At 71.1% G+C, this 18,315-nt stretch carries 20 protein-coding genes; 3 read left to right on the top strand and 17 right to left on the bottom strand.

The features are described from left to right. Both MFF04_RS06695 and MFF04_RS06690 read left to right on the top strand, forming a co-directional pair. A partial coding sequence (locus MFF04_RS06695) for an HlyD family type I secretion periplasmic adaptor subunit (protein WP_238274676.1) occupies positions 1-1,343 on the top strand: 1,343 nt, incomplete at its 5' end. 5 nt (positions 1,344-1,348) lie between these two features. Beyond that, complete coding sequence (locus MFF04_RS06690; protein ID WP_238274675.1) at positions 1,349-1,966, top strand: hypothetical protein; 618 nt, start codon at positions 1,349-1,351, stop codon at positions 1,964-1,966. A gap of 99 nt (positions 1,967-2,065) precedes the next feature. Here the strand turns inward: MFF04_RS06690 and MFF04_RS06685 are convergent, their stop codons facing one another. From MFF04_RS06685 to ruvA, 12 genes are all read right to left on the bottom strand, one after another. Beyond that, positions 2,066-3,337, bottom strand: a complete 1,272-nt coding sequence (locus MFF04_RS06685; protein WP_238274674.1) for an arsenic transporter — start codon at positions 3,335-3,337, stop codon at positions 2,066-2,068. A 28-nt stretch (positions 3,338-3,365) separates the two neighbouring features. Then, a complete protein-coding gene (locus tag MFF04_RS06680) occupies positions 3,366-4,664 on the bottom strand; it encodes a metallophosphoesterase family protein (RefSeq protein ID WP_238274673.1) in 1,299 nt (432 codons plus the stop codon). Between the two features lie 24 nt (positions 4,665-4,688). Next, positions 4,689-6,008, bottom strand: a complete 1,320-nt coding sequence (locus tag MFF04_RS06675; protein WP_238274672.1) for an MFS transporter — start codon at positions 6,006-6,008, stop codon at positions 4,689-4,691. 146 nt (positions 6,009-6,154) lie between these two features. Continuing rightward, the gene (gene tolB / locus MFF04_RS06670) at positions 6,155-7,495 is read right to left on the bottom strand and encodes a Tol-Pal system beta propeller repeat protein TolB (protein ID WP_238274671.1); all 1,341 of its coding nucleotides are present in this window, start codon (positions 7,493-7,495) and stop codon (positions 6,155-6,157) included. A gap of 58 nt (positions 7,496-7,553) precedes the next feature. Beyond that, on the bottom strand, positions 7,554-8,834 hold the full coding sequence (gene tolA, locus MFF04_RS06665) for a cell envelope integrity protein TolA (protein ID WP_238274670.1): 1,281 nt from the start codon (positions 8,832-8,834) through the stop codon (positions 7,554-7,556). 19 nt (positions 8,835-8,853) lie between these two features. After that, on the bottom strand, positions 8,854-9,291 hold the full coding sequence (locus tag MFF04_RS06660) for an ExbD/TolR family protein (protein ID WP_373319975.1): 438 nt from the start codon (positions 9,289-9,291) through the stop codon (positions 8,854-8,856). A 24-nt stretch (positions 9,292-9,315) separates the two neighbouring features. Beyond that, positions 9,316-10,035: a protein TolQ gene (gene tolQ / locus MFF04_RS06655; RefSeq protein ID WP_238274668.1), complete on the bottom strand. Its 720-nt coding sequence runs from the start codon at positions 10,033-10,035 to the stop codon at positions 9,316-9,318. Positions 10,036-10,234: 199 nt separating this feature from the next. After that, positions 10,235-10,651, bottom strand: coding sequence for a tol-pal system-associated acyl-CoA thioesterase (gene ybgC, locus MFF04_RS06650; RefSeq protein ID WP_238274667.1), 417 nt, complete (start codon positions 10,649-10,651; stop codon positions 10,235-10,237). A gap of 4 nt (positions 10,652-10,655) precedes the next feature. After that, positions 10,656-11,708 carry a Holliday junction branch migration DNA helicase RuvB gene (gene ruvB / locus MFF04_RS06645; protein ID WP_238274666.1) on the bottom strand — a complete coding sequence of 351 codons (1,053 nt, stop codon included), beginning with the start codon at positions 11,706-11,708 and terminating at the stop codon, positions 10,656-10,658. A 175-nt stretch (positions 11,709-11,883) separates the two neighbouring features. Beyond that, the gene (bfr, locus tag MFF04_RS06640) at positions 11,884-12,381 is read right to left on the bottom strand and encodes a bacterioferritin (RefSeq protein ID WP_238274665.1); all 498 of its coding nucleotides are present in this window, start codon (positions 12,379-12,381) and stop codon (positions 11,884-11,886) included. A 62-nt stretch (positions 12,382-12,443) separates the two neighbouring features. Next, complete coding sequence (locus MFF04_RS06635; RefSeq protein WP_238274664.1) at positions 12,444-12,713, bottom strand: (2Fe-2S)-binding protein; 270 nt, start codon at positions 12,711-12,713, stop codon at positions 12,444-12,446. A 186-nt stretch (positions 12,714-12,899) separates the two neighbouring features. Further along, positions 12,900-13,517, bottom strand: a complete 618-nt coding sequence (gene ruvA / locus MFF04_RS06630; protein WP_238274663.1) for a Holliday junction branch migration protein RuvA — start codon at positions 13,515-13,517, stop codon at positions 12,900-12,902. A gap of 138 nt (positions 13,518-13,655) precedes the next feature. Between ruvA and MFF04_RS06625 the strand changes: the two genes are divergently transcribed. Further along, positions 13,656-14,282: a YceI family protein gene (locus tag MFF04_RS06625; protein WP_238274662.1), complete on the top strand. Its 627-nt coding sequence runs from the start codon at positions 13,656-13,658 to the stop codon at positions 14,280-14,282. A gap of 6 nt (positions 14,283-14,288) precedes the next feature. On the opposite strand, the gene ruvC is transcribed toward MFF04_RS06625, so the two are convergent. The 5 genes from ruvC to MFF04_RS06600 all read right to left on the bottom strand — a co-directional run bounded on the left by ruvC (position 14,289) and on the right by MFF04_RS06600 (position 18,298). Beyond that, positions 14,289-14,852: a crossover junction endodeoxyribonuclease RuvC gene (gene ruvC / locus MFF04_RS06620; protein ID WP_238274661.1), complete on the bottom strand. Its 564-nt coding sequence runs from the start codon at positions 14,850-14,852 to the stop codon at positions 14,289-14,291. Positions 14,853-14,883: 31 nt separating this feature from the next. Beyond that, complete coding sequence (locus MFF04_RS06615) at positions 14,884-15,630, bottom strand: YebC/PmpR family DNA-binding transcriptional regulator (RefSeq protein WP_238274660.1); 747 nt, start codon at positions 15,628-15,630, stop codon at positions 14,884-14,886. Between the two features lie 244 nt (positions 15,631-15,874). Then, positions 15,875-16,633: an HAD-IA family hydrolase gene (locus tag MFF04_RS06610; protein ID WP_238274659.1), complete on the bottom strand. Its 759-nt coding sequence runs from the start codon at positions 16,631-16,633 to the stop codon at positions 15,875-15,877. After that, complete coding sequence (gene rpe, locus MFF04_RS06605) at positions 16,627-17,313, bottom strand: ribulose-phosphate 3-epimerase (protein ID WP_238274658.1); 687 nt, start codon at positions 17,311-17,313, stop codon at positions 16,627-16,629. Before rpe ends, MFF04_RS06610 begins: the two co-directional genes overlap by 7 nt. Before the next feature lie 103 nt (positions 17,314-17,416). Then, positions 17,417-18,298, bottom strand: a complete 882-nt coding sequence (locus MFF04_RS06600; RefSeq protein WP_238274657.1) for an SDR family oxidoreductase — start codon at positions 18,296-18,298, stop codon at positions 17,417-17,419. Positions 18,299-18,315 lie beyond the last annotated feature (17 nt).

The following is an 18,315-nucleotide window of genomic DNA, read 5'->3' as shown; positions in this document are numbered from 1 at the left end:
GGAGACGCCGCATGAGCGCCAAGGCCCTCGTGCCCACGGAGGCAGCGCCGGAGATCCCCGAGAACTGGCGGCACTCCGTGATGATCGCCTATCTCGTCATCCTCGTCGCCTTCGGCGGCGGGGCCGGCTGGGCGTCGGTGGCCAAGATTGCCAGCGCCGCGATCGCGCCCGGCACCATCATGGCGCAGTCGAACAAGAAGACCGTCCAGCATCTCGAGGGCGGCATCGTCCGCGAGATCCTGGTGCGCAACGGCGATCCCGTGACCGAGGGACAGCTTCTCGTGCGCCTCGACAGCACGCAGCCGCGGGCGACCCTCGATACCTTCCGCAACCAGCGCGCCGTCGCCCTGGTGCAGGAGGCGCGCCTCGTCGCCGAGCGGGACGGGGCCGGCATCATCATTCTGCCGGTCGAGCTCAAGGAGCGGGTGAACGATCCCGTGGTCTCACGGGCGCTCGCCGACCAGAACGCCAGCCTGCGCGAGCGCGCCACCTACCTGCGCTCGCAGGTGGACACCCTCAACGCCCGCATCGCCCAGGCGGAGCAGGAAATCAAAGCCCTGCGCAACGACGCCCAGGCCGCCCGCGACCAGATCGCCACCATCGACCAGGAGCTGCCGGGCCTGAAGGGGCTTCTCGCCAAGCAGCTCGTGGCCGTGACCCGCGTGACCACGCTGGAGCGCGAGCGCGCCCGCCTCCAGGGCCTTCAGGACCGGGCCGTCTCGGACGGCGCCAAGGCCGAACAGGGCATCAGCGAGACGAAGTTCCAGATCGAGCAGATCCGCCAGCAGTTCCTGCAGCAGGTCGCCTCGGACCTCATCGACATCCGCAAGACCCTCTCGGACCTCAACGAGAGGGAGAACGTCGCCCGCGACGTGCTCTCGCGCGTCGAGGTGCGCGCGCCGAAAGCCGGCATCGTGCAGGGGCTGGCCTTCTTCACCATCGGCGCGGTCGTGAAGCCGGGCGACACCATCCTCGAGATCGCGCCGACCGGCGAGGAGCTGAGCGTCAGCGTCCAGATCCCGCCGAGCGAGATCGACGCGGTGATGGAAGGGCTCAAGGCCGAGATCAAGTTGCCGACCTTCCACTCCCGCCGGGTGCCGCGGATGTTCGGCAAGCTGCGCTCGGTCTCCTACGACCGGGTGGCCGACCCTCAGAACCCGGGCAACTACTATTTCCAGGGCGAGGTGACGGTCGATCCGGAGACGATCCCCGACGAGATCCGCGACAGCCTCAAGCCCGGCATCCAGGCCGACGTGATCATCACGACCGGCGAGCAGACGCCCCTCGACTACCTGCTCGGGCCGCTCTTCGACCGGGTCAGCCACGGCCTGCGCGAGCGCTGAGGCGCATGGTCCGGGGCGCGATCACCGGCGTAGCCGGAGGTATCGTCGAGGGCTGGCTCGCCCTGGACGGCGGCGGGAGGCCGCGCACGGCGCTGCTGGCCGCCGAGGACGGCATCTCGGTCCGGGCCATCGCCGACCGGTATCGCGCCGACCTGTTCGCGGCGGGGCTCGGCCACGGGCATCACGGTTTTCGGGCGCGGGTGCCGTTGGGGGCGGGGCGCCGCCTCCGGCTCGTGGACGAGGCGAGCGGGCTCGCCCTTTCGGAGATCCTGTTCCCTGCCGCGGATGCGTCCGACGATCGCCCCCTGACCGTCGAGGCGCTGATTGCCGGGCCGCCCCGCTGGACGACCGCCGAGCTCGTCCGGCACGCGGAGAACCTTCCCATCGCGGCGACGCTGGCGGCGCTCGGCCCCCAGGTCGCCCTGGAACGGATGACGCGCTTCATCTTCGGCGAGGTGCCCGACGTCGGCAGCCTGCGGGACCTCGTCCAGGCCGTCACGGACGAGCGGATCGGGCCCGTCGACGCGTTCCGCATGCTCCTGCGGACGGCCGAGCGGATGGCAGGCGGACCGAAGCCCCTGCCCGGCGTCTACGAGGGCACCTACCCGTTCCTGCGCCGATAGGGGCCGGAACGCCGCGAACGGGACGATGCCGGCGCTCATCGCCAGCCTGCCGAGGATGGGCGCGTCGAGAAGGATCGGGCGCGGGGCCGCCTCCGCCGGTCACGGCGTCACGAGCAGGAGGCCGGCGAGCGCCGCCGCTAGGGCCGGCGGCATCACCAGCAGGCCGAGCTTCAGGAACCGCCAGGCGCCCACCGATTCGCCCTCGCGGCGGATGGCCGTCAGCCACAGGATGGTGGCGAGCGAGCCCGTGACCGAGAGGTTCGGCCCGAGGTCGACGCCGATCAGGATCGCGGCGGCGACCCGCTCGGGCACGTCGGCGGCCTGGACGGCGGCGCCCGCGACGAGGCCGGCGGGCAGGTTGTTCACGAGGTTGCAGAGCACGGCCACGAGGCCGCCCGCCCCCCAGGCGGTCGCGTCGGGATGGGCGGTGGCGGCGGCCCGCAGGAGATCGGCGAGGCGGGCGAGGACGCCGGTGGCGCCGAGCGCCTCGACTAGCACGAACAGGCCGGCGACGAGGGGCAGCACGCTCCAGGAGATGTCGCGCATCGTGTCGACGAGGCCGCCCCGGCGGATGGCGAGCACCACGAGCGCCGTCGCGAGGCCCGCGACGAAGGTCGGCAAGCCGAGGTCGAGATCGGCTGCGGAGGCCGCCATCAGCGCCAGCGCCGTGGCGAAGATGCCGGCGGCGGCCACCTTGCCGGTCGTCGAGAGCGGCTTCGTCTCGACCGTGCTCTCGATCCGCATCTCCCGCAGGGCGCCGGCCTGGGTCAGGCGGAGCACCGCGTAGGTGACGGCGATGGAGAGAAGCGAGGGCAGGGCGAAGCGCGCGAGCCAGGCCCCGAGCGGCGGCATGTGCGCGGCGTAGACGACGAGATTGGCCGGGTTCGAGATCGGCAGCACGAAGCTCGCCGCGTTGGCGATGAAGGCGCAGATGAACAGGTAGGGCAGCGGCTCGGCCTTGGCGGCGCGGGCCGCGGCGTAGACGGCGGGCGTCAGCACCACGGCGCAGGCGTCGTTCGAGAGGAACACCGTGACCACGGTCCCGACCGCGTAGACCAGGGCGAAGAGCCGCGTCGCCGAACCCTTCGCGAAGCGCACCGCGAGGGCGGCGAGCCAGTCGAACAGCCCCTCCTTCCGGGCGATCTCGGCGAGCAGCATCATGCCGATCAGGAACAGGTAGACGTCCGTCCCCTTGGCGATGCCGGTCCAGGCGCTCGCGAGCGGCAGGAGGCCGAAGAGGACGAGCGCGGCGGCGCCGAGCACGGCCCAGATCGCCTCGGGCCAGGCGAAGGGCCGCACGATCACGCCGAAGGTAGCGAGGCCGGCGATGATCCAGGTCGCGAGATGGGGTGTCAGCGTGAGCGCGCCCATGATCCGTCGTCTTCGTGATGGGGGTGGTTCAGAGGGGCGAGGCGAGCGCGCTCACCAGTCGCGCCCGGCCCGGTTGGGGCCGAGCTGGTCGCCGCGCAGGCCCTTGTCGGGCCAGGCGGGGAGGTGGAGGTCGTCCGTGCCGATCCGCAGCGGGCGTGGGAGCGTCGCGAAGGCGATGCCGACCGGCTCGATGGCGTCGCGGTCGAAGGCGGTCACGGTCTCGCCGTCCTCTGCGGTGTGCCAGGCCTCGACGGTGATCCGCTTCGCGCCTTCCGGCCACGGGACGTTCGCGGTGAAGCAGCGCTCGCCCTTGGCGGGGGGCGCCATCGGCTGCCAGAAGCCGTCGTCGGCGCGGCAGCGGCAGCGCACGTCCGCGCGGTCGCTCAGCACGAGCGCGCAGGGCGATCGTGTCGGCATCCTCCCGGCCGGCGGTCGCGACGCGGCGGTCGGCCGGGGCCGTGATCATCACGAAGGGCCAGTCCCGGTCGGAGGGCTTGAAGCGCCAGCTGACGACCCCGCCGTCGAGGGCGCAGACGGCGTAGCCCGTCGAGCCGTCCTCGTTCTGCCCCACGGAGCGGGCGGCGGCGTAGTGCGTGCGCCCGTCGGGCGTGATCTCGTTGTAGTGGGTGTGGCCCATCTCCACGAGCCGGACGCGCCCGTTCCAGATCGCGCCGGCGACGTCCGTCGCCTCGGAGCGGACCTGAATGTCGGCGGGGTAGGTGTGCATGAAGACGGCACAGGGAATCCGGGCGGTGCCGTCCTCCCGGAGCGTGTCGCGCACCTGATCCGCGAACCACTGCGCCTGCGCCTTGCCGAGCCGGAAATCGAGGCCGACGCCCTTCCGGCCGTGGCCGGCGCTGACCATGTCGAGGAACAGGCAGCGCACGTCGTTGATCGTGGCGGCGTAGTAGTACTGGCGCAGCGTGACGGCATCGCCGTCCATGTCCACCTCGTGGACGAACGGCTTCGGCAGCCCCGTTCCGTTCCGGAACCGCTCGAAATCCTCCATGCGGCCGTGCTGGCGGTCGTGATCGCCGGGGATGAGGTGGAGCGGCCCGGCCGGATGGTCCCTCAGCGCCGCTTCGAGGATCGCGTACTGGTCGGCCTCGCCGTCGTCGGCGATGTCGCCCGGCAGGTAGACGAAATCGAACCCCTCTCCGCGCAGCGTCGCGATCTCGGCGAGGATCGCGTTCACGTCCGCCTCGAGTCGCTGCTTCTCCCGCGCATCCGCGGGCGTGTCGTCCTCCTTCGGTGCGACGAGATGCAGGTCGCCGACGTGGAGGAAGACGAACGGCGCCTTCGCGCCGCCCTTCGATGCCTTGGCCATGGCCGCCGATCCCCCCGGACGCGCTCAGGCGATCGCCGGCGCGACGCCGGTCGTGGAGCCGCCGCTCGGAGTCGAGGCTACGGGCGGCTCGTAGTCGCGCGTCTCGGGCATCAGGGTCAGGTAGACGACGAAGCCCGCCGCCGCGATCGCGGCCAGCGTCAGGAAGGCGGCGCTGAAGCCGGCGCCGACGATGACGAGGCCCGCGAGCGTCGCGGAGAAGGAGGCGCCGAGCCCCTGGGCGGTCGCCACCGCCCCCTGGGCGACGTTGAAGCGGCCGGTGCCGCGGGTGAGGTCGGCGACCACGATCGGGAAGAGCGCGCCGTAGATACCCGCGCCGATGCCGTCGAGGCACTGCACGGTCACGAGCCAGAACGGGTTGTCCGAGAAGGTGTAGAGCACGCCGCGCAAGGCCAGGAAGCCGAAGGCGGCCAGGAAGATCGGCTTGCGGCCGATGGCGTCGGCGCGGGCGCCGACGAAGACGGCGATCGGCACCATCACGCACTGGGCCGCGACGATGCAGAGCGCGATGAGCGATGTCGCGTAGTCCTTGCCGACGACCTTGGTCAGGAACTGGCCGACCGAGGGCAGCATCGCCGCGTTGGCGAGGTGGAAGGCGGCGCAGAGGCCCGCGAAGAGCAGCAGGTTGCGGTTCGAGAGCAGCGCCGCGAAGCCGGACGGAGCGTGGTCCGCGCTCTGCGCGTCGCCGTCGTCGAGGCCGCGGGCGAGATCGTCGTCGATGGCCTCGGCGGGGATCATCAGCATCGCGACGATCGAGGCGGCCGCCAGCGCCGCCATCAGCCAGAACACGACGATGGGGCCGAACAGGTAGGCGGTGCCGCCGGCGATGGCCGCGGAGGTGGCGTTGCCGGCGTGGTTGAAGCCCTCGTTGCGGCCGATGCGCTTCGAGAACGCCTTGGGCCCCACGATGCCCAGCGTGATCGCGGCGAGCGCGGGCGGGAAGATGGCGCCAGCGATCGCGGCGATGGACTGCGTCGCGGCGACGAGGGCGAAGTTCGAGACGAAGGGCAGGGCGAGGCTGCTCAGCGTCACGGCGACCGCCGCCGCGATGACGATCGCCCGCTTCGAGCGCGTGCGGTCGATGAGGGCGCCGGCCGGCGTCTGCGCGATCAGACCGACGAGACCCGCGATGGTGATCACGAGGCCGATCGTGGCCTCGTTCCAGCCCTGATCCGGGCCCCGGACCGCCAGGAGATAGATGGCGAGATAGGGCCCGAGGCCGTCGCGGACGTCGGCCAGGAAGAAGTTGAGGGCGTCGAGCCCGCGCAGGGTCCGCGTCGACGGGGCGCGCGTCGTCTCCGCCGCCGTGGAACCAAGCTCGCCCATCTCGACCCCCGCGCCCTCGCGGCCACGCTGGTCGCAGCCGGTGCGCTAACAGGGGCCGCCTTGCAAGGTTCCTGGCCTTCCTTTCACGACGGCGTGAGGGCGCCGCCTGGCCCTAAGACTTTGGTCCAAGGGCCGTTTCGGGCCCTTTACCGACCGGCCAGCAGGGGGGACCAAGTGGGATCTGAGGCGTAGGACGGCGTCGGCACTGGCTGCTCCACCTTGCCGGTCACGTCGACCATGTAGAGCTTGCCGCCGCCCTGGCCGCCGGGGTCGCGGAAGAACAGCACGTACTGGCCGTTTGGCGCGAAGGTCGGGCCCTCGTTGTGGAAGCCCTCCGTGAGCACGCGCTCGCCGGTGCCGTCGGACTTCATCACGCAAATCGCGAAGCCGCCCTTGCGCTGACGGGTGAAGGCGATGAGGTCGCCCCGCGGAGACCAGGCCGGCTGCGAGGCCGAGCCCTCGCCGAAGGAGATGCGGCGGGGGTTCGAGCCGTCGGCACCCATCACGTAGATCTGCTGCGAGCCGCCGCGATCCGACTCGAACACGATCTGGCTGCCGTCGGGCGAATAGGTCGGCGAGGTGTCGATGGCCATGCCGTTGGTGATCGGGGTCTGCGCCTTCGAGGCGAGGTCCATCGACACGATGTCGGCGTTGCCGCCCTGCTGGACGCTCATCACGAGGCGGCGGCCGTCCGGCGAGAAGCGGGGGCTGGTGCTCATCGATTCGACGTTGCCGAGGTTCTGGCGGGAGCCGGTCTCGAGGTTGATCACCTGCACGCGCGGTTGGTGGCCGGTGGCCTGGGCCATGAAGGCGATGTCCTGGGTGGCCGGCGAGTAGCGGGGCGCGACCACGGAGAGGTCGCCCGAGGTCAGCGCCCGCACGTTCGCGCCGTCCTGGTCCATGACCATCAGGCGCTTGCGGCGGTTCTCCTTGGGGCCGGACTCGTCGACGAAGGCGATGCGGCTGTCGAACCAGGGACCCAGCCCGGTGATCTTGGTGTAGACCGAATCCGAGATCAGGTGCCCGGTGCGGCGGGCGTTGGCCGGGTCGGTGGCGTATTGCTGGCCGGTCATCTGCTGGCCCGAGGTCACGTCCCAGAGGCGGAACTCGACCTTGAGGCGGCCGCCGCCGTCCCGCGAGACCCGGCCCGTGACGAGACCCTGGACGCCGGCATCCCGCCACTTCTCGAAGCTCGGGGCGGCGTCGAAGGGCGGCTGCTCGGGGAAGCGCGCCTTGTCGAGGGGCGCGAAGTAGCCGGAGCGGCGCAGGTTGTTCGTGACGACGCTGGCGACGAGGCCGCCGAGGCTCGGGTCGCCGGTGAACTCGGCCACCGCGATCGGCATCGGCTGGAAGCTGCCGCCGCCGATGCGCAGCTGGAGCTGCGCGCGGGCCGGCGCGGGGGCGAGGCCGACGAAGAGGGCCGCGAACAGCGCGAGGAGAAGGGCGACGGGCGCCGACGGGCGCCGTTTCGAGAGGCTGTGCGTCATGGGTCCTGTCCGGGCTCCGGCGGAGCGATGAGGGCGGTCGCGGACGGGTCCGGCGTTCTCAGGTCGCCGAGAACTCGAACTCCGCGTTGATGGCCTTCCAGTCGTTGTAATAGGGCGCGTACTGGGCCGGGATCTTGTAGGGCGCGCAACGCCGCACGGCGCGCAGCGCGGCCTGGGCGATGGACTGGTCGACGGCGCTGGCGCCGCCGCGCATGATCCGGGGCTCGGCCCCGAGCGATCCGTTCTGGTTCAGGCGGATGTCGAGCATCGGCAGCACTACGCCCTGCGCCGCGCCCGGCGGCGCCGCGTAGCAGCGCTCGATCTGCTGCTGGAGCATGCCGACGAGGGCGTCGCGCATCGAGGGCGAGAGCCGCTGCGAGGTGCCCGTCGCGGCACCCAGCGCCGCCATCTTCTGCACTTCGTGGCCGGTCGAGCCCGTGGACTGCGAGGGCGCTTTCGAGGCGAGCATGGTCTTGATGTCGCCGGCGTTGAACTTGTCGGCGAGCTCGGCCTGCTTGCGGGCCTTGGCCTCCGCGTCGGCCTTGGCCTTGGCGGCCGCCTCCGCCTTGGCTTTCGCGGCGGCCTCCGCTTTCGCCTTGGCGGCGGCTTCAGCCTTGGCGGCCTCGGCCTTCTCCCTGGCCTCTTCCGCCTTCTCGCGCTCCGCCTCGGCCTTGGCTTCGGCCTCCGCTTTCGCCTTGGCCTCCGCCCGGGCCTTTGCGGCGGCCTCCGCTTTCGCCTTGGCGGCCGCATCCGCCTTGGCCTTGGCTTCCGCGGCGGCCTCCGCCTCCTCGCGCTCGATCAGCTTCGTGAGCTGCTCGCGCTTCTCGGCTTCCGCTTTCGCAGCCTCCGCCTTGGCCTTCGCTTCCGCCTTGGCCGCGGCAGCCTTCTCGGCCGCGGCTTTCGCCGCTTCGGCCCTGGCAGCCTCCGCCTTCGCCGCTTCCGCCTTCTCCTGGGCGAGCTTGGCGGCTTTCGCCTCCTCGGCGCGCTCCAGGCTCTCGCTACGGAGCGGCATCTCGTCGACGGAGGCGAGCTTCATCTGCGCGGTGCGGGTGGGTGCGGCCGGCGCATCCTTGGCGGCGTTCTCGGGCTCGCGCTCCTCGATCTTCTCGGCCTTGCGGTCGGCGCGGGGCGTGGCGTTCGGCATCGGCTTGTCGGCCTCACGCACGCCCTTGGTCAGCTCCGAGAACTGGTTCTCGGTCATCACCTCGACCGGCACGCCCTCCTGGGCCTCCGGCATCGCCTGCGCAACCACGGCGAACAGCGCGAAGCCGAGCAGCCCCGCGTGCACGGCGGCCGAGATCCAGACGCCCGGTTCCCTGCGGTCGAAGGAGAGCCTCACCTCAGCCGGCCTCCCCCGCTCAGCGCTGGTCGGGCTCGGTGACGAGGGCGACCTTCTTGAAGCCGCCGCCGGTCACGATCGCCATCACCTGGGCTACGCGCCCGTAGTCGACCCGCTTGTCGCCGCGCACGAACACTCGCTCCTCGAAGCCGGACTTCGCGGTCTCGGTGAGCCTCGGGATGATGGTGTCGTCGGTGAGCTCGTCGTTCTCCAGGAAGACTTGGCCGGTCTGCCGGATCGAGAGGGTCACGGGCTTGGTGTCGGAGTTGAGGGGGCTCGCCTTCGACTGCGGCAGGTCGAGGGGCACGCCGACCGTCATCATCGGGGCCGCGACCATGAACACGATCAGCAGAACCAGCACGACGTCGATGAACGGCGTCATGTTGATCTCGTTGATGGGGGCGCCGCGGCGTCCGCGCCGCCTGCGCTTGCCGCCCCCCGCTGCCGCTCCGGCCATAGCCATGTCGCGCGTGTCCTTGCTTCAGGCGGCGAGCGAGAGGCGCTCGTCGATCTGCCGGGAGAGGATGGCGGAGAACTCGTCGGCGAAGCCCTCGAGCCGCGACTGCGACTTCGCCACGCTCGCCTGGAGCTTGTTGTAGGCGAGCACCGCGGGAATCGCCGCGAACAGGCCGATGGCGGTGGCGAACAGCGCCTCGGCGATGCCCGGCGCCACCACGGCGAGCGAGGTGTTCTTGGAGGCGGCGATCGAGGTGAAGGCCGTCATGATGCCCCAGACCGTGCCGAACAGGCCGATATAGGGGCCGGCCGAGCCGATCGAGGCGAGGAACAGCAGCTTCGAATCGAGCCGCTCGACCTCTCGCTGGATGGTCACGTCGAGCACCTTGTCGATGCGCTGGGAGAGGGACTGGATCTGCCGGCCCGAGCCCTCGAAGGAGCGCTTCCACTCGCGCATCGCCGCGACGAACAGGGCCGCGAGGCCGGTGGCGGGGCGGTCGTTGAAGGAGCGGTAGAGTTCTTCGAGCGAGCGGCCGGACCAGAAGGCGTCCTCGAAGGCGTCCATCTCCTCCTTGGTGCGGCGGAAGAGCAGCGTCTTGTCGACGATGATCGACCAGCACCAGACCGAGGCGCCGAGCAGCCCCAGCATCACGATCTTCACGACGAGGTGGGCCTGCCAGAACAGGCCGAACAGGCTCATGTCCGCGACGGGCTGGGCGGCCTGCATGGCGTCGGCTGGGTTCATGGCGGGCGGCCCTCGGCTGCGATCCTCGCGCGGTCCTCGCGGACGCCGCGGCGGGGTCCTCGCTTTCGCGACGAAATTGGCGAGCGATATCAGGGCTATCGCGGGCGAATCTGTCGAAAGTAAGGGCCGCGCTTGCACTGCGGCATGAGCGGAACTCCGCGACCGAGTTAAGGCCCCCTTACGGTTAACAATCCCTTGCTCAGGCGCGCTTTGCGGCCGGGGGCTCGAGGCGGCGGCGCAGCGCGTCGGGCATGCGCACCGCCCGCCCGTCGCGGATGCAGGCGACGACCACCTCGGCGCTCACCAGCACCTCCCCGCCCCGGCGCACGCTTTGCGTGAGGTGCATCGAGGCGCCGCGAAGCTCCCGCGTCTCGGTGTGGACCGTCAGTTCGTCGTCCATGCGCGCCGGGCGCAGGTAGTCGAGTGTCATCTTCCGCACCACGAAGACGAGCCCGCCCGCCTCCCGGTGCAGGTCCGACTGGTCGCCGGCGAGCCCCCGCAGCAGCTCCGTGCGGCCCCGCTCCATGAAGCGCAGGTAGCTCGCATGATAGACGAAGCCCGAGAAGTCGGTGTCCTCGTAGTAGACGCGCACGGGGAGGGTGTGGGCGGTGTCCACGGGCTCAGGCGTCCGGCTCGTCGGCGCCTGAGAACAGCCCGAACTGCACGCTCGGATCGCGGGCGGGCTCGGCGAAGCCCATGTGGCGGAAGGCATGGGGCGTGAGGATGCGCCCACGGGGGGTGCGCTGCACGAAGCCCTTCTGGATCAGATAGGGCTCGATGATGTCTTCGATGGCGTCGCGCGGCTCGGAGAGCGCGGCGGCGATGGTCTCGATGCCGACGGGGCCGCCGCCGAAGGAGGCGGCGATCAGCGTCAGGTACTTGCGGTCCATCACGTCGAGCCCGGCCGGGTCGACGTCGAGGAGCTGGAGCGCCCGGTCGGCCACCGCACGCGTCACGGTCGGTGCGTCCTCGACGATGGCGAAGTCGCGCACCCGACGCAGCAGACGCCCGGCGATGCGGGGTGTCCCACGGGCGCGCCGCGCGATCTCGTCGGCGCCTTCCTCCGACATGCCGATGCCGAGGACGCGCGCCCCTCGGCTGACGATGAGGCGCAACTCGTCCACGTCGTAGAACTCGAGCCGGATGGGGATGCCGAAGCGGTCGCGCAGCGGCGTCGTGAGAAGCCCCGCCCGGGTTGTGGCACCGACCAGCGTGAACTTCGGCAGCTCGATCTTCACCGAGCGCGCCGCCGGCCCCTCGCCGATGATGAGGTCGAGCTGGTAGTCCTCCATCGCCGGATAGAGGATCTCCTCCACCGCCGGGTTGAGGCGGTGGATCTCGTCGATGAAGAGCACATCGCGCTCTTCGAGGTTGGTGAGCTGCGCGGCGAGGTCGCCCGCCTTGGCGATCACCGGCCCCGAGGTCGAGCGGAAGTTCACGCCGAGCTCCCGGGCGACGATCTGCGCGAGCGTCGTCTTGCCGAGGCCGGGGGGGCCGACGAACAGCACGTGGTCGAGGGCATCGCCGGTCTTCTTCGCCGCCTCGATGAAGATGCGCATGTTGGCGCGGGCGGCCTTCTGCCCGATGAACTCGGACAGGTTCAGCGGCCGGATCGACTGGTCGACGTCGTCGGGCCGGCTCTCCGGGTTGAGAAGGGATTTCGGCTTGCTCAAGTGGCGGGCTGGCTCGGCGGGCTCGAGAGGCGGAGCGCCCCTCCTAGCCCGCCCCAGCAGGGATGTCTAAGCGGCGGTTCGAGGCCGCCGGAGCCGTGAGCGCTGCCTCGGGCCGGCACGGCGCCCGGTCATCCCGCTGCCGCGCCGGAGCGGGGTTCGCTCCGGCGCCGCGGCCTCAGTTGGCCTCGGGCTCGATCTTCTCCAGGCCGCCGATATGGCGCTGGGCGTAGAGCTGCAGGCCGACCTGGCTGATCAGCTCGAGCTGCGTCTCGAGGAAGTCGATATGGCCCTCCTCGTCCTCGGCGAGGTGCTCGAAGAGGTTCTTCGAGACGCGGTCGTTGATCGACTCGCAGTACTGCGCCGCCTCCAGGTAGAGGGCGCGGGCCTCGTTCTCGGCGGCGAGGTCGGACTCGATGATCTCCTGCACGTTCTGGCCGATGCGCAGCGGGTCGAGCTCCTGGAGGTTCGGGAAGCCTTCGAGGAACAGGATCCGGTCGATGAACTTGTCGGCGTGGTTCATCTCCTCGATCGACTCCTTGCGCCAGGTCTTAGCGAGGTCGATGTAGCCCCAGTCGTTGAGCATGCGGAAATGCAGCCAGTACTGGCTGACGGCGGTCAGCTCGCTGCGCAGGCCACGGTTGAGATACTCGATGACCTTGGTGTCGCCCTTCATTCCCATGCTCTCCGTTCAGATCGTCCGTGACGGTCCGGGAGAGAGCGCGGCGACTCACGCGTTCAGGCTGCCATCTCCTCGGCCGTAGTTTGGAATTGAACCAAACTACACGGGCTGTGGCAACCCGTCGCGCACGCATGGGCGGACGTCGCCGCCGCTTCCTCGAGGGCGTTGCGCATGATCGAGCGGATGGTGCGGGCGCAGCGTCCGCACTTCGGGCTGCAGCCGAGGCAGGCATAGACCTGCGCGGGGGTGCGGGGACAGCCGGGTCCGTCGACGAGGCAGCCGCGAACCGCGCCGTCCGACAGCACGTTGCAGGAGCAGACGATCATGCGCGACCCGGTCCCCGGCCTTCCGCACCGAGCGTGCGGAACATTCCCATTGCCATCGGCGTGCGCGCCAGTTTAGAACTCTTGAAAAGTAGAGGTTTTTCAAGCTCTTAGCGCGCGGAGGGCAGATGACATCGTGCGCGCTCCGGGTCAAGGGGGCGATTCCAACGTGCGCGATCCGGTCGCGCCCTATCGGGCGAGCTCGCGCAGGCCGAGCTTGATGAGCGTCTTCGTTTCCGCACCCTCGCCGGCCTCCCTCAGCGCCGCGGCGATGGCGGCCGAGGCCTGGATCTGGGGATAGCCGAGATTGACGAGCGCCGAGATCGCGTCGGCGACGGGCTGGGGCGCGGTGCGTTCCTCCACGGCCCCGGTCAGCGCGATGAGCGCGGGATCGATGGGCGCGAAGGCGGGCGCCTTGTCCTTCAGCTCCGCGACGAGCCGGGCGGCGAGGCGGGGGCCGACGCCGGGCGCCCGGGCGATGCCGCCCTTGTCGCCGGTGGCGATGGCGGTGGCGAGCGCCCCGGGCTCCAGCACCGAGAGCACGCCGAGCGCCACCCGCGTGCCGACGCCCTGCACGGTCTGGAGCAGGCGGAACCACTCCCGCTCCGCATCGGAGCGGAAGCCGTAGAGGCGGATCATGTCCTCGCGGACATGCGTCTCGATGGCGAGTTCCGCCGCCTCGCCCGGCTGGGGCAGACGCTGAAGGGTGCGGGCCGAGCAGTGCACGAGGTAGCCGACGCCGTGGACGTCGAGGATTACGAAGTCCTCGCCGTAGGAATCGACCACGCCCTTCAGTTTGCCGATCATCCGCTGGAGTCCCCGCCGCCGCACGCCCGAGGCGGCCGCCGCGCCAGCCCTACAGTCCGGTGGCGTCCCGCGCCACGGCTTGAGGGCAGCGCCGCTTCATGAAAGACGGGAGGCCCGCAACGGAGACCCACCGAGACGATGCGCCGGACCCTGCTTGCCGCTCTCACCGCTTCCCTGGCCCTCTCGGCCGCGCCGGTCCTCGCGCAGCAGGACGCGCCACCCGCGCCTAGCGCCGACCCGACGCAGGTGCGGCCCGGCGCCTACGTGCTCGATCCCGCCCACGGCAAGATCACCTGGTCGCTTAACCATCTCGGCTTCTCGACCTATTACGGGCAGATCACCGACGTGGAGGCGAAGGCCACCCTCGATCCGAAGGAGCCGGGGAAGAGCCGCGTCACGGTCACGGTTAGGACGGACAGCGTCAACGGCCTCAACGACCGGCTCAACCAGCACGTCAAGACGCCGGACTTCTTCGACACGGCGAAGTTCCCGACCGCCACCTTCACCACGACCTCCGTCGAGCCGACCAGCCCGACGACGGCGCGCATCCTCGGCGACCTGACCCTGAAGGGCGTGACGAAGCCGATCGCCATCGACGCCACCTTCAACCAGGCCGGCATCGCGCCGACCGACAAGAAGTACACGGTCGGCTTCGATGGTCGCACGGTGATCAAGCGCTCGGACTTCGGGATCAACGCCTTCCTGCCGATCCTCGGCGACGAGGTGACGCTGCGCCTCGAGGGCGAGTTCAAGGCGGCCGAGTAGGGGGTCTCAGCCCCTGGCCAGCGCGGCGGCGATCCGCGCCGCCGCCGGCCCGGAGAGCGCGGCCGGCGCGTGCGCCTTGGCGAGCGCGTGGGCGCCGCGGTGGCTCGCGTGGGTGATGGCGATGGCCAGCGCGTCGGCCGCATCGGCGAGCTTGAACTCGGCCTTCGGCAGCAGGAACCTCACCATCGCCTGGATCTGGACCTTCTCGGCGTGGCCGGAGCCGGCGACGGTCTTCTTGATGAGGTTCGCCGAGTATTCCGACACCGGGATGCCGGCGAGCGCCGGCACCAGGAGCGCCACAGCGCGGGCGTGGCCGAGCTTCAGCGTCGCCTGCGCGTCCTTGTTGACGAAGGTCTCCTCGACGGAGACCTCGTCGGGCTTCGTCGCGGCGACCACCCGGCCGATGCCCTCGTAGAGCTCGCGCAGGCGCAGCGCGAGCGGCAGGTCGCCGTCGGAGGTGACGACGCCGCAATCCCCGTAGGAGAGCTTGGTGCCCGTCGCCGTGATGATGCCCCAGCCGGTGCGGCGCAGGCCCGGATCGATGCCGAGGATGCGGACGGTCTCGCTCATGCCGTGATCCGTCCCATCGCGCCGCGCGGCCTCAGCCCTGGAGCTTGGCGATCAGCGCCTCGGAGAGGGCGAAGTTGACGTAGACGTTCTGCACGTCGTCCTGATCCTCGATGACCTCGACGAGGCGCATCAGCTTCTCGCCGGTCTCGTCGTCGACGTCGACGGTGTTCTGCGCCTTCCAGATCAGGGCGGTGCGGGTCGGCTCGCCGAAGCGGGCCTCCAGCGCCTTCGAGACCTCGCCGTAGGAATCCTGGGCGCAGGTGACCTCGTGGCCGTCCTCGTCGGAGCGCACGTCGTCGGCGCCGGCCTCGATCGCCGCCTCCAGCATGGTGTCGGCGTCCGCCACGGAGGCCGGGAAGGCCACGACGCCGACCCGGTCGAACATGAAGGCGACGGCCCCGGTCTCGGCGAGGCTGCCGCCGGACTTGGTGAAGGCCGAGCGCACGTCGGAGGCGGTGCGGTTGCGGTTGTCGGTCTGCGCCTCGACGATGAGCGCTGCCCCGCCGGGACCGTAGCCCTCGTAGCGGATCTCCTCGTAGTTCTCGCCCTCGCCGCCGGCCGCCTTCTTGATCGCCCGCTCGATGTTGTCCTTGGGCATGTTCTCGGCGCGGGCCGCGAGCACCGCCGCGCGCAGGCGCGGGTTCATGGCGGGGTCCGGCGTGCCGAGCTTGGCCGCGACCGTGATCTCGCGGGCGAGCTTGCCGAAGAGCTTCGAGCGGACGGCATCCACCCGCCCCTTGCGGTGCATGATGTTCTTGAACTGGGAATGGCCGGCCATGGGAACCGCTGAGTGTCCGGTCGCGGGGCGTGAAGGCCGCCCCGGCGCCGCGCGTCGGGAGAGGACCGGTTTATAGGCGCGCCCGCCCCGCGGAGGCAACGCGGGGAGCCCTGCGCCGCGCCCACGCGTTGTGAGGAGATGAGACCCGGACGCAGCCTGCTCGCGCTCCTCCTCGGCCTGGCCGGAGGCGCGCTCCTGTTCCCGAGGCCGGCAAAGGGCGGCTGCGAGGCGCCGCCGCGCGATCTCAGGCGGCGCTGCGGGCCGGTCCGTGCCAGGCGCGCAGCGCCTCGAGGGTGACGATCCCGCCGGGCCAGGCGCGGCCGGCGAGGTGCCGGTGCGGGGCGCCCGGCTCCCCGAGGTCCGAGACGGCGGAGAAGGCCCCGTCGAGCCGGTGCCCTTCCGTGTAGCGGCTGCGGGTGGCGAGGACCGGCAGGCCCGCGTCGAGCGCCGAGCGGATGCCGGCGGCTGAATCCTCGAAGGCCACGGCATCTTCCGCCGCGACGCCGAGGCGCTCCAGGGCGAGGAGGAACACGTCGGGCGCGGGCTTCTTGCGGGCGGCCTCGTCGCCGGCGGCGATCACGTCGAAGGGCCGCTCGCCCGGGGCGAAGTTGGCGGCGACGAGCGCGTCGACGTTCGGGCGGGTGGTGGTGGTGGCGACCGCGAGCTTCACGCCCGCCGAGCGCGCCTCGGCGATCAGCCGGGCGACGCCGGGGCGCAGCGGCAGCGCGCCGTCGGCGACGAGCGCACCGTAGAACTGCGTCTTGAGGTCGTGGATCTCCGGCAGCCGCGCCAGGAGATCGGCGGCCTCCCCGGGATGGGCCATCTCGATGTAGTGGGCGAGCCGCTCCTTGCCGCCCATCACCTTGAGCAGATCGGCGTAGAGGGCCGGCTCCCAGTGCCAGGGCAAGCCCAGCTGCGCGAAGGCCCGGTTGAAGGCCCGGCGGTGCAGGTCCTCGGTCTCGGCGAGCGTGCCGTCGACGTCGAAGATCAGCGCCCTCAGCACGCGAGCGTCCTGCCGGAAGCTCGATCCGCCGCGTCGCGGATCGCATCGATGCGGGCGGCGTAGCGCTCGGGTCCGTCCTTGAACACGGCGTTGCCGGCCACGAACGCGTTGGCGCCCGCCGCCGCCGCACGGCCGACCGTTTCCGGGCCGATGCCGCCGTCGACCTCGATGTCGATGTCGCGGCCCGCCGTCATCGCCCGCACGCGGGAGACGGTCTCCAGCGCGCTGTCGAGGAAGCTCTGGCCGCCGAAGCCGGGGTTCACGGTCATCACCAGCACGAGATCGACCATGTCGATCAGCGGCTCGACCATGGCGGCCGGCGTCCCGGGGTTGAGGGCGAGCCCCGCCCGCTTGCCGAGCCCCCGGATCGTCTGGAGCGAGCGGTGGGCGTGGGGGCCGGCCTCGACATGGACCGTGATGGTGTCGGCGCCGGCCTCCGCGAAGGCGGCGAGGTAGGGGTCGGCCGGGGCGATCATCAGGTGGACGTCGAAGGGCTTGTCCGTGAAGCGCCGCAGGGCCTTCACCACGGGCGGGCCGAAGGTGAGGTTCGGGACGAAGTGCCCGTCCATCACGTCGAGATGGATCCAGTCGCCCCCCGCCGCGTCCACGGCACGCACCTCCTCGCCGAGCCGGGCGAAGTCGGCCGAGAGGATCGAGGGAGCGATGAGGGTGCGGGGCATGCCTGTCTCCGCGGCCGGCAGGCGCCGGCCGCTCTCGCATCGCAATATAGCGTTTCCGACCTGCGCGTACAGGAAGCAGGGACCTGAATCGCCTTCGCCCGGCTCAGCTCCGCAGGGCCTGCTTGATGGTGACGCGCCAGGGCGTCGTCGGCCGGCCGATCAGCGCGGCGAGGGTTCGGCCGCCGTCGTAGAGGGCGCCCTTCGCCGCGCCCGCGTCGGAATTCGAGAGGAGGCCTGCGAAGGCATCCGGAAGTCCCGCCCCGATCAGCGCGTCCTTGAACGCAGCCTCCGTCAGGTCCCGGTACGCGACGGGCCGCCCCGACAGCTCGGCGACGGCGGCGGCGAACTCGGCGAGGGTGTAGGCCTCGTCACCGGCAAGCTCGTGGATCGCGCCGGATGCGTCGGCTCCGGTCAGCACGGCGGCCGCCGCGTCGGCGTAGTCCGCGCGGGCAGCCGAGGCGATGCGTCCGTCGCCTGCGCAGCCGAGCAGGGCGCCGTGAGCGAGGGCGGCCGGGATCGAGGCGGTGTAGTTCTCCGTGTACCAGCCGTTGCGCAGGATCGTGAACGGCAGGCCGGACGCGCGCAGCAGCGCCTCCGTGCGGCGATGCTCCTCGCCGAGGGCGAGCGGCGTGGTGTCGGCATGGAGGAGGCTCGTGTAGGCAACCGAGGCGATCCCAGCGCGCTTGGCCGCCTCGATCACGTTGCGATGCTGGGCGACCCGCTGCCCGATCTCGCTCGATGAGATCATGAGAAGCCGGCCGATCCCCTGGAAGGCGGCGTCGAGGGTCTCGGGGCGCCCGTAATCCGCGATCCGAAGCTCGACGCCGAGGTCGGCGATCCGCCGCGCAGTTTCGCTCGCAGGGTCGCGCACGCCTGCCACGATCCGGCCGGGCGGCACCGTCCGGAGCAACGCTTCGACGACGAGCCGGCCGAGCTGCCCCGTAGCGCCCGTCACGAACAGGCGGGTCGGATGATTTGAACTCATAGGTTGGTTCCTCTTGC

Origin of the sequence: Methylobacterium jeotgali, assembly GCF_022179345.1 — a bacterium.
GTDB classification, from domain to species: domain Bacteria; phylum Pseudomonadota; class Alphaproteobacteria; order Rhizobiales; family Beijerinckiaceae; genus Methylobacterium; species Methylobacterium jeotgali.
This window is presented reverse-complemented; position numbering and strand designations above follow the sequence as displayed.

Excerpts from the sequence above, each read along its gene's own strand:
- MFF04_RS06690 (WP_238274675.1), top strand. The coding sequence starts at position 1,349 with ATGGTCCGGGGCGCGATCACCGGCGTAGCCGGAGGTATCGTCGAGGGC.
- MFF04_RS06685 (WP_238274674.1), bottom strand. The coding sequence starts at position 3,337 with ATGGGCGCGCTCACGCTGACACCCCATCTCGCGACCTGGATCATCGCC.
- MFF04_RS06680 (WP_238274673.1), bottom strand. The coding sequence starts at position 4,664 with ATGGCCAAGGCATCGAAGGGCGGCGCGAAGGCGCCGTTCGTCTTCCTC.
- MFF04_RS06675 (WP_238274672.1), bottom strand. The coding sequence starts at position 6,008 with ATGGGCGAGCTTGGTTCCACGGCGGCGGAGACGACGCGCGCCCCGTCG.
- tolB (WP_238274671.1), bottom strand. The coding sequence starts at position 7,495 with ATGACGCACAGCCTCTCGAAACGGCGCCCGTCGGCGCCCGTCGCCCTT.
- MFF04_RS06660 (WP_373319975.1), bottom strand. The coding sequence starts at position 9,291 with ATGGCCGGAGCGGCAGCGGGGGGCGGCAAGCGCAGGCGGCGCGGACGC.
- tolQ (WP_238274668.1), bottom strand. The coding sequence starts at position 10,035 with ATGAACCCAGCCGACGCCATGCAGGCCGCCCAGCCCGTCGCGGACATG.
- bfr (WP_238274665.1), bottom strand. The coding sequence starts at position 12,381 with ATGAAGGGCGACACCAAGGTCATCGAGTATCTCAACCGTGGCCTGCGC.
- MFF04_RS06635 (WP_238274664.1), bottom strand. The coding sequence starts at position 12,713 with ATGATCGTCTGCTCCTGCAACGTGCTGTCGGACGGCGCGGTTCGCGGC.
- ruvA (WP_238274663.1), bottom strand. The coding sequence starts at position 13,517 with ATGATCGGCAAACTGAAGGGCGTGGTCGATTCCTACGGCGAGGACTTC.
- MFF04_RS06625 (WP_238274662.1), top strand. The coding sequence starts at position 13,656 with ATGCGCCGGACCCTGCTTGCCGCTCTCACCGCTTCCCTGGCCCTCTCG.
- ruvC (WP_238274661.1), bottom strand. The coding sequence starts at position 14,852 with ATGAGCGAGACCGTCCGCATCCTCGGCATCGATCCGGGCCTGCGCCGC.
- MFF04_RS06615 (WP_238274660.1), bottom strand. The coding sequence starts at position 15,630 with ATGGCCGGCCATTCCCAGTTCAAGAACATCATGCACCGCAAGGGGCGG.
- rpe (WP_238274658.1), bottom strand. The coding sequence starts at position 17,313 with ATGCCCCGCACCCTCATCGCTCCCTCGATCCTCTCGGCCGACTTCGCC.
- MFF04_RS06600 (WP_238274657.1), bottom strand. The coding sequence starts at position 18,298 with ATGAGTTCAAATCATCCGACCCGCCTGTTCGTGACGGGCGCTACGGGG.